This is a genomic window from Nocardioides sp. NPDC057577, assembly GCF_042801335.1.
Taxonomy (GTDB): domain Bacteria; phylum Actinomycetota; class Actinomycetes; order Propionibacteriales; family Nocardioidaceae; genus Nocardioides.
Genome location: NZ_JBHVGB010000240.1, coordinates 1 through 7,227 on the forward strand (window position 1 = coordinate 1; position 7,227 = coordinate 7,227).

Below are 7,227 nucleotides of genomic sequence, written 5' to 3' on the forward strand. Positions count from 1 at the left end.
GGGCCGACTCGGCACCGATGTCGGTCAGAACGAGCCGACTCGCCACCGACTCCGGTCAGAACGAGCCGACTCGGCAGGGATATCGGTCAGAACGAGCCGACTCGCCACCGACTCCGGTCAGAACGAGCCGACTCGGCAGGGATATCGGTCAGGATGAGCCGACTCGGCATCCTGCGTCCTGCGCCTAGCGGCAGCGCAGGGTCTGTGAGGGGGCTACGCCGTAGGTCTGGCGGTAGGCGGCAGCGAAGCGGCCCAGGTGGGTGAAGCCCCATCGGTAGGCGACCTCGGCGACAGTGTCGCCGTGGCTGGCGATCAGGTCGGCGTGGACGCGTTCGAGGCGGATCTCCTGCAGCTTCTGCGTCGGCGTGCGGCCGAGGTAGCGCTGGAAGCCCTGCTGGAGTCGGCGGATGCCGACGTCGGCCTCGCGGGCGAGGTCGGAGGCTGCCCACTCCCGGGCGGGGTCGGCCTCCATCGCCTCCACGACGCGGGAGACGATGCGGGGCTGCACCGACCCGACGGCCGGTTCGAAGGGAAAGCAGGCAGCGACGAAGGCAGCCGTCAAGGTGCCGGCCAGCCGGACCCTGACCCGCTCGTCACCCACCAGCGCGGGGTTGCGCATGGCCTCGGTGCCGAGCGAGCCGAGCAGGCCGATCCACGCCCGGGCGCCGTCGGCGCGCAGGTCGAGCTGGGCAGGCAGCCGGTCGGTGTGCAGGCCGACCAGGGCTGCGACCTCCTCGACCAGGTAGTCACGGTCGACCCGCATCCCGACGATGGAGCAGTCGGCCGACCAGCGCGTCATCTTGGTGGGCCGGTCGGGAGGGCACACCGTCGCCTGTCCGTCGAGCGAGAGCACGTGGGCGCCACCGACGTTGGCCTCGAGCACACCGCTGCGCGGGACGTTGACGGCCCAGGCACCCGGGTGGTCCGACTCCACCGACACCTCCGCGCCCCAGCCGATCCGGGTCAGCCGCACCGGCCCGAGGTCGACGGCACGCAGCTCGGCGGGGCGAGCGGGCCGGCCACGCATGATCAGGGCATGCGGGAAGTAGGCCCGGGAGACCTCGTCGGAGAAGGTCTCCATGTCGCCGGACGACCCGGACGATGCGGTGAGAGTGCCGGTCACGCTCATCTGTCACCCCCTAGTGACGTCCTTCACATTAACAGCGTGAACGCCCGTCGCCGAGAGCGTCCGGAGACAGCCTGAAAACCAAGTGCGCAATCCGGACAGCCCCTTCGCCCAGCGGATCGCCGCTCTCCTGATCCGGATCTAGCGTCGTCCTCCAACGTGACCGCCGCCACACATCCGCGGCCCCGACGAAGGAGGAGCACCATGGACCCACGCACCCTGCGGTCGACCTTCGGCCGCTTCGCGACCGGCGTCACCGTGATCACCTGCCGCACCCCCGACGGGGCGCACCACGGTGCCACCGTGACGGCGTTCACCCCGATATCGCTCGACCCTCCGCTGGTGCAGGTCGCCCTGACGCGTACGTCCAAGGCGGCCGCCTTCCTCGAGGGCGCCGGCTTCGCGGTCAACATCTTGGCCACCGACCAGAGCGACGTCGCCATGCACTTCGCCGGCCGCCCCGGCAGCGACCCGCTCCCCTGGCGCGAGGGCGCGACGGCGCCACGGCTGGGCGGGACGGCCGCGACGCTGGTGTGCCGCCCGTGGCGTACCGACGACGGCGGGGACCACCTGCTCTTCCTCGGTGAGGTCGTCGAGGTGATCACCACCGACCGCAAGCCCCTGCTCTTCCACGACAGCGCCTTCCACCAGATCGGCAATCCCTCCTCGGAGGTCGTCTGGCTCGGCTGCCAGGACGACCCGAACACCGGCTGGTTCGACGCAACCGCGTCGTTCACCGCCATCGAGGTCCCCGCGATCCCGCGATCCACCCACTACTGATGCCCGCCCGAAACAACCAGTCCAAGGAGACACGATGAGCGACACCCTCGCCCCCGAGACCCAGTCCGAGAACGGGCTCCCCGACGGCCCGCCGACCGTCAACCCGGCCGCCGACTCCCCCGCCAACAAGCAGGCCAACTTCGCCTCCCGGCCGATGACCGGCGAGGAGTACATCGACAGCCTCAAGGACGGCCGCGAGATCTACCTCAACGGTGACCGCGTCAAGGACGTCACCAGCCACCCCGCCTTCCGCAACCCGATCCGGATGACGGCGCGCCTCTACGACGCCCTCCACACCGGTGACCACGTGGACGAGCTGACGGTGCCGACCGACACCGGCAACGGCGGCGTCACGATGCCGTTCTTCAAGACCCCGACCTCCTCGGCGGATCTGCTCAAGGAGCGCGACGCGATCGCGCGCTGGGCGAAGATGACGTGGGGCTGGATGGGCCGCAGCCCCGACTACAAGGCCAGCTTCCTCGGCACGCTGCACGCGAACAAGGAGCTGTACGCCCCGTTCCAGGACAACGCCGAGCGCTGGTACCGCGAGTCCCAGGAGAAGGTTCTTTACTGGAACCACGCGATCATCAACCCGCCGGTCGACCGCCAGCTGCCGCCGGACGAGGTCGGCGACGTCTACATGAAGGTCGAGAAGGAGACCGACGCCGGCCTCATCGTCTCGGGCGCCAAGGTCGTGGCGACGGGCTCGGCGATCACCAACTACAACTTCATCGCCCACTACGGCCTCCCGATCCGCAAGAAGCAGTACGCGCTCATCTGCACCGTCCCGATGGACGCGCCGGGCATCAAGCTGATCTGCCGCACGTCCTACACCCAGCAGGCCGCGCAGAACGGCACCCCGTTCGACTACCCGCTGTCGAGCCGGATGGACGAGAACGACACCATCTTCATCTTCGACAAGGTGCTGGTGCCGTGGGAGAACGTCTTCATGTACGGCGACGTCGACCGGATCAACGCGTTCTTCCCGCAGTCGGGCTTCCTGCCGCGGTTCACCTTCCAGGGATGCACCCGCCTCGCGGTCAAGCTCGACTTCATCGCCGGCCTGCTGATCAAGGCCCTCGAGACCACCGGTTCGGGTGACTTCCGCGGCGTCCAGACCCGCGTCGGCGAGGTCATCGGCTGGCGCAACCTGTTCTGGTCGCTCACCGAGTCGATGGCCCGTGATCCCGAGCCGTGGATCGGCGACGCGGTGATCCCGAAGCTGGAGTACGGCCTGACGTACCGGATGTTCATGATCCACGGCTATCCGCGAGTCAAGGAGATCATCGAGCAGGACGTCGCCTCCGGCCTGATCTACCTGCCCTCGGGCGCCGCCGACTTCAAGAGCCCGGAGGTCCGCCCCTACCTGGACAAGTACGTCCGCGGCTCGAACGGCATCACCGCCGTCGACCGGGTCAAGGTCATGAAGGCCCTGTGGGACTCGATCGGCACCGAGTTCGGCGGCCGCCACGAGCTCTACGAGCGCAACTACTCCGGCAACCACGAGAACGTGAAGGCCGAGCTGCTCTTCGCCGCACAGAACCGCGGCGACGTCGCCAAGATGACCGGCTTCGCCGACCAGTTCCTCTCCGAGTACGACCTCGACGGCTGGACCGTGCCCGACCTGTTCTGAGCACGGCCCTCACCCACTGATCGGACGGCGCCCCTCCTGCCCCGGGGGCGCCGTCCTCAGCTCAGCACGAACCAGAGGCCCACGGCGGCGGGAAGGACCCCGAGGATCAGCCACGGCGTGAACGGGCTGCGCCGATGGATGAGGAAACCGCCGGCCAGACCGAGCACCCCGAAGGCCGCCGCGATGACGCACAGCCCGATCCGCGAGCTCTGGTAGACCGGGTCGATCGCCACCGCCCCGACGGCCATCCCGACCGCCAGGTGGGCAACGGTGAACACGACGAGCACGGACGCGACCCACTGCTTCACGTGAGTCAGCGACTTGTCGTTGACGGGCCGGATCGGGTTGTCCGGGTCCATCAGGTGGCGTGGTCGTCGCGGTTGGTCGTTCACAGTGCAATTCTTACCAGGCGAACTGTTTGTGCACAAACAATTGGTACGCTAACTCACATGCCGACGAAGAAGGACCCGCTCTCGGAGATCGAGAACCCCCTCGCCCTCGATCAACAGGTCTGCTTCGGTCTTGCCGTCGCCGCCCGCAGCGTCATCGGCCTCTACCGGCCCCTGCTCGAACCCATGGGCCTGACCCACCCGCAGTATCTGGTCATGCTGGCCCTGTGGGAGGAGGAGCCGCTCCGCGTCTCCGAGCTGAGCCGAAAGGTCCAGCTCGACCCCGGCACCCTCTCCCCGCTGCTCAAGCGGCTCGAGGCCCAGGACTACGTCCGGCGGGAACGCAACAAGTCCGACGAGCGCTCGCTCGCCGTCGTCCTGACCGAGCGCGGACGCGCGCTGCGCGACGACGCCGAGAAGATCCCGCCCGCCATCGTCGAGCGCCTCGACATGAGCGTCGACGAGCTCATGGAGCTCCACCGCCGGCTGCTGGAGGTCATCGCCGCCGCGACCAGGTGACCACACCCCGAGAGGCATAGATCACCTATGCATCCGGAAGAGGATCACCCCTCGCCTGCGTTATTTGAATGTTGGATCAAATGACGCCCGGACCCCGGCCCGGACAGAAGCGAGGAGAGAGAAATGACGTTCGAGAACAAGGTCGCACTGGTCACCGGCGGCGGTAGCGGGCTCGGGGAGGCGATCTCGAAGGAGCTCGCCGGGCTGGGCACCAAGGTCGTGGTCGCAGACATCAACCTCGAGGGCGCAACCAGGGTCGCCGACGAGATCAAGGCCGCGGGTGGCGAGGCGACTCCGCTGCAGTCCGACACCTCGAAGGTCGAGGATGCGGAGCGCTCGGTGAAGTTCGCCGTCGAGACGTACGGGAAGCTCAACTACGCGGTCAACAACGCCGGGATCGGCGAGCATCCGGCACCGGTCGGCGAGCTGGTTCCCAGCGACTGGGACCGGGTCATCGGCATCGACCTCTCCGGCGTCGCGTACGGCCTGCGCTACCAGATCCCTGAGCTGCTCAAGACCGGCGCCGGCGAGTCCGCGATCGTGAACATGGCCTCCATCCACGGCGAGGTGGCTGCCCTCGGCAACCCGGCCTACACCGCCGCGAAGCACGGGGTCATCGGCCTGACCAAGAACGCCGCCGCCGAGTACGGCCCGGCCGGACTGCGGATCAACTCCGTCGGCCCCGGCTACATCGACACCCCGGCCGTCCAGGCCGTCTCCGCCATCGAGGGCGCCCACGAGGCCCTGGTCGCCAAGCACCCGCTGGGCCGCCTCGGCCGCCCCGAGGAGATCGCCACCGTCGTACGTTTCCTGCTCTCCGAGGACGCCTCGTTCGTCACCGGTGCGTACTGGAAGATCGACGGCGGCTACACCACCGTCTGACGGCCCTTAGCGGGACGCCAGCGCGCCCGCGAGCGAGTCGAGGGCACCAGGGACGATCGAGAAGTAGGCCCATCTGCCCCGCTGCTCGCGGGCGACCAACCCGGCCTCGACCAGCAGCTTCATGTGATGGGAGACCGTCGGCTGGGAGAGTCCGACCGGCTCGGTGAGGTCGCAGACGCAGGCCTCCTTGTCCTCGGCGGCCGCGATGATCGAGAGCAGCTTGACCCGGTTGGGGTCGCCGAGCGCCTTGAACATCCGTGCCAGCGCCTCGGCCTGGTTGTCATCGAGAACGCCTGACGTCACCGGCGAGCAGCACGCGACGGCGGCGGACGGGAGCACGGGAAGAACGGTCATGAGTACGACTCTACCGAATGATATTGACGAACGTCGATATGAGGCCTAGGGTCGCCGTCATATCGACGTTCTTGAATCTGAGGAGCATCATGACCGACCTTCCCGTTGCCGTCATCGGCGCCGGCCCCCAGGGCCTCGCGGCCGCTGCCCATCTCCTCGAGCGCGGCCTCACCCCGCTCGTGCTCGAGCAAGGGAGCGAGCCTGCCGCGGCCGTCGCCGAGTGGGGTCACGTACGTCTCTTCTCGGCCTGGCCCGAGCTCGTCGACAAGGCCGCCGCCCGGCTTCTCGAGCCGACCGGCTGGGCCGCGCCGACCCAGGGCTACCCGACCGGCGCCCAGTGGCGCGAGCGCTACCTCACCCCGCTGGCCGACACCCTCGGCGACCACATCCGCTACCGCACCACGGTTACCGGCGTCTCCCGCAAGGGGCGTGACCGGCTGGTCGACGCCGACCGCGCCGAGCAGCCGTTCGTCCTCCACGTGACGAGCGCCGACGGTTCCGAGGAGCGCCTCGAGGCGCGCGCCGTCATCGACGCCTCCGGCACCTGGCGCCGGCCCAACCCGGCCGGTGCCGACGGCCTCCCGGCACTCGGGGAGCGTGCCGCACACGCCACGGGGGCGCTCGGCTACGCCGTCCCGGACCACGCCTACCCCGAGGCGTACGCGGGCCGGCACACCGTCGTGATCGGCGCCGGCGACTCCGCGTTCAACGCCGTCAACGAGCTCACCGCCATCGCCAAGGCCCACCCGGAGACGCGGATCACCTGGGCGATCCGCCGCGCCGTCTCGACGAACACCTTCGGTGGCGGCGAGGCCGACGAGCTCCCGGAGCGGGGTGCCCTCGGCGTACGCGCCAAGAAGGCCGTCCAGGACGGCTCGGTCGAGCTGGTGACCGGGTTCCGCACGGAACGGGTCGACGGCGCCACCGTCATCGCCGAAGACGGTCGCGTGATCGACGCCGACCAGGTCGTCGTCCTCACCGGCTACCGCCCCGACCTCGGCTTCCTGAGCGAGATGCGCCTCGACCTCGACCCCACACTCGAGGCGCCGCGCAACATCGCGGTCCAGATCGACCCCAACCTGCACTCCTGCGGCTCGGTCAGCGCGACCGGCGCCAAGGACCTCGCCCAGCCGGAGCCCGACCTCTACCTGGTCGGGATGAAGTCCTACGGCCGGGCGCCGACGTTCCTGGCGATGACCGGCTACGAGCAGGTACGCAGCGTGGTGGCCGAGCTCGCCGGCGACCACGACGCAGCCGCGCGGGTGGAGCTGGAGCTCCCCGACACCGGGGTCTGCGGCGGTGCGGGGGTCTTCGACGAGGAGGACGCGGCCGGGGGTGGCTGTTGCGGTCCGAGCCCCGCAACCCAGGCGGAGCCCGAGCTGCTGGCGATCGGTCTCGGCCGGCCGGTCGTCGAGCTCGGAGTGGGTCCGCAGCAGTCGCGCGAAGGTTCATGCTGCTGTCTCTTATACACATCTGAGATCTCGGGGGCCAAAGGCCTTTCTATTCTGGTGGACCGTGTCAAGAACGAGACCACACGCCTGGCC

The 7,227-nt window shown here is 69.1% G+C and carries 8 protein-coding genes; 5 read left to right on the forward strand and 3 right to left on the reverse strand.

Going from position 1 to position 7,227, the window contains the following annotated elements; translation table 11 throughout:
- Nucleotides 1–184: 184 nt before the first annotated feature.
- Entirely contained in the window at nt 185–1,129 is a 945-nt protein-coding gene (locus ACFU7D_RS27695) for an AraC family transcriptional regulator (protein ID WP_378724376.1), read from the reverse strand.
- Between the two features lie 201 nt (nt 1,130–1,330).
- Here ACFU7D_RS27695 and ACFU7D_RS27700 point away from each other — a divergent pair, with 201 nt between their 5' ends.
- Together ACFU7D_RS27700 and ACFU7D_RS27705 are read left to right on the forward strand one after the other, a co-directional pair.
- Nucleotides 1,331–1,906 carry a flavin reductase family protein gene (locus tag ACFU7D_RS27700; protein WP_378873386.1) on the forward strand — a complete coding sequence of 192 codons (576 nt, stop codon included), beginning with the start codon at nt 1,331–1,333 and terminating at the stop codon, nt 1,904–1,906.
- 34 nt (nt 1,907–1,940) lie between these two features.
- Nucleotides 1,941–3,539, forward strand: coding sequence for a 4-hydroxyphenylacetate 3-hydroxylase family protein (locus tag ACFU7D_RS27705; protein ID WP_378724379.1), 1,599 nt, complete (start codon nt 1,941–1,943; stop codon nt 3,537–3,539).
- 56 nt (nt 3,540–3,595) lie between these two features.
- Here ACFU7D_RS27705 and ACFU7D_RS27710 read toward each other — a convergent pair whose 3' ends face one another.
- A complete protein-coding gene (locus ACFU7D_RS27710) occupies nt 3,596–3,931 on the reverse strand; it encodes a hypothetical protein (RefSeq protein ID WP_378724381.1) in 336 nt (111 codons plus the stop codon).
- A 57-nt stretch (nt 3,932–3,988) separates the two neighbouring features.
- Between ACFU7D_RS27710 and ACFU7D_RS27715 the strand changes: the two genes are divergently transcribed.
- Both ACFU7D_RS27715 and ACFU7D_RS27720 read left to right on the forward strand, forming a co-directional pair.
- A complete protein-coding gene (locus ACFU7D_RS27715) occupies nt 3,989–4,447 on the forward strand; it encodes a MarR family winged helix-turn-helix transcriptional regulator (RefSeq protein WP_378724383.1) in 459 nt (152 codons plus the stop codon).
- Nucleotides 4,448–4,570: 123 nt separating this feature from the next.
- On the forward strand, nt 4,571–5,329 hold the full coding sequence (locus tag ACFU7D_RS27720) for an SDR family NAD(P)-dependent oxidoreductase (RefSeq protein WP_378873388.1): 759 nt from the start codon (nt 4,571–4,573) through the stop codon (nt 5,327–5,329).
- 6 nt (nt 5,330–5,335) lie between these two features.
- Here the strand turns inward: ACFU7D_RS27720 and ACFU7D_RS27725 are convergent, their stop codons facing one another.
- Nucleotides 5,336–5,683: an ArsR/SmtB family transcription factor gene (locus ACFU7D_RS27725; protein ID WP_378873390.1), complete on the reverse strand. Its 348-nt coding sequence runs from the start codon at nt 5,681–5,683 to the stop codon at nt 5,336–5,338.
- 89 nt (nt 5,684–5,772) lie between these two features.
- On the opposite strand from ACFU7D_RS27725, the gene ACFU7D_RS27730 reads away from it, so the two are divergent.
- A partial coding sequence (locus tag ACFU7D_RS27730) for an NAD(P)-binding domain-containing protein (RefSeq protein ID WP_378873392.1) occupies nt 5,773–7,227 on the forward strand: 1,455 nt, incomplete at its 3' end.

What these genes read in the sequence shown, in the direction of transcription:
- ACFU7D_RS27695 (WP_378724376.1), bottom strand. Translation starts at nt 1,129, where the DNA reads ATGAGCGTGACCGGCACTCTCACCGCATCGTCCGGGTCGTCCGGCGAC.
- ACFU7D_RS27700 (WP_378873386.1), top strand. Translation starts at nt 1,331, where the DNA reads ATGGACCCACGCACCCTGCGGTCGACCTTCGGCCGCTTCGCGACCGGC.
- ACFU7D_RS27705 (WP_378724379.1), top strand. Translation starts at nt 1,941, where the DNA reads ATGAGCGACACCCTCGCCCCCGAGACCCAGTCCGAGAACGGGCTCCCC.
- ACFU7D_RS27715 (WP_378724383.1), top strand. Translation starts at nt 3,989, where the DNA reads ATGCCGACGAAGAAGGACCCGCTCTCGGAGATCGAGAACCCCCTCGCC.
- ACFU7D_RS27720 (WP_378873388.1), top strand. Translation starts at nt 4,571, where the DNA reads ATGACGTTCGAGAACAAGGTCGCACTGGTCACCGGCGGCGGTAGCGGG.
- ACFU7D_RS27725 (WP_378873390.1), bottom strand. Translation starts at nt 5,683, where the DNA reads ATGACCGTTCTTCCCGTGCTCCCGTCCGCCGCCGTCGCGTGCTGCTCG.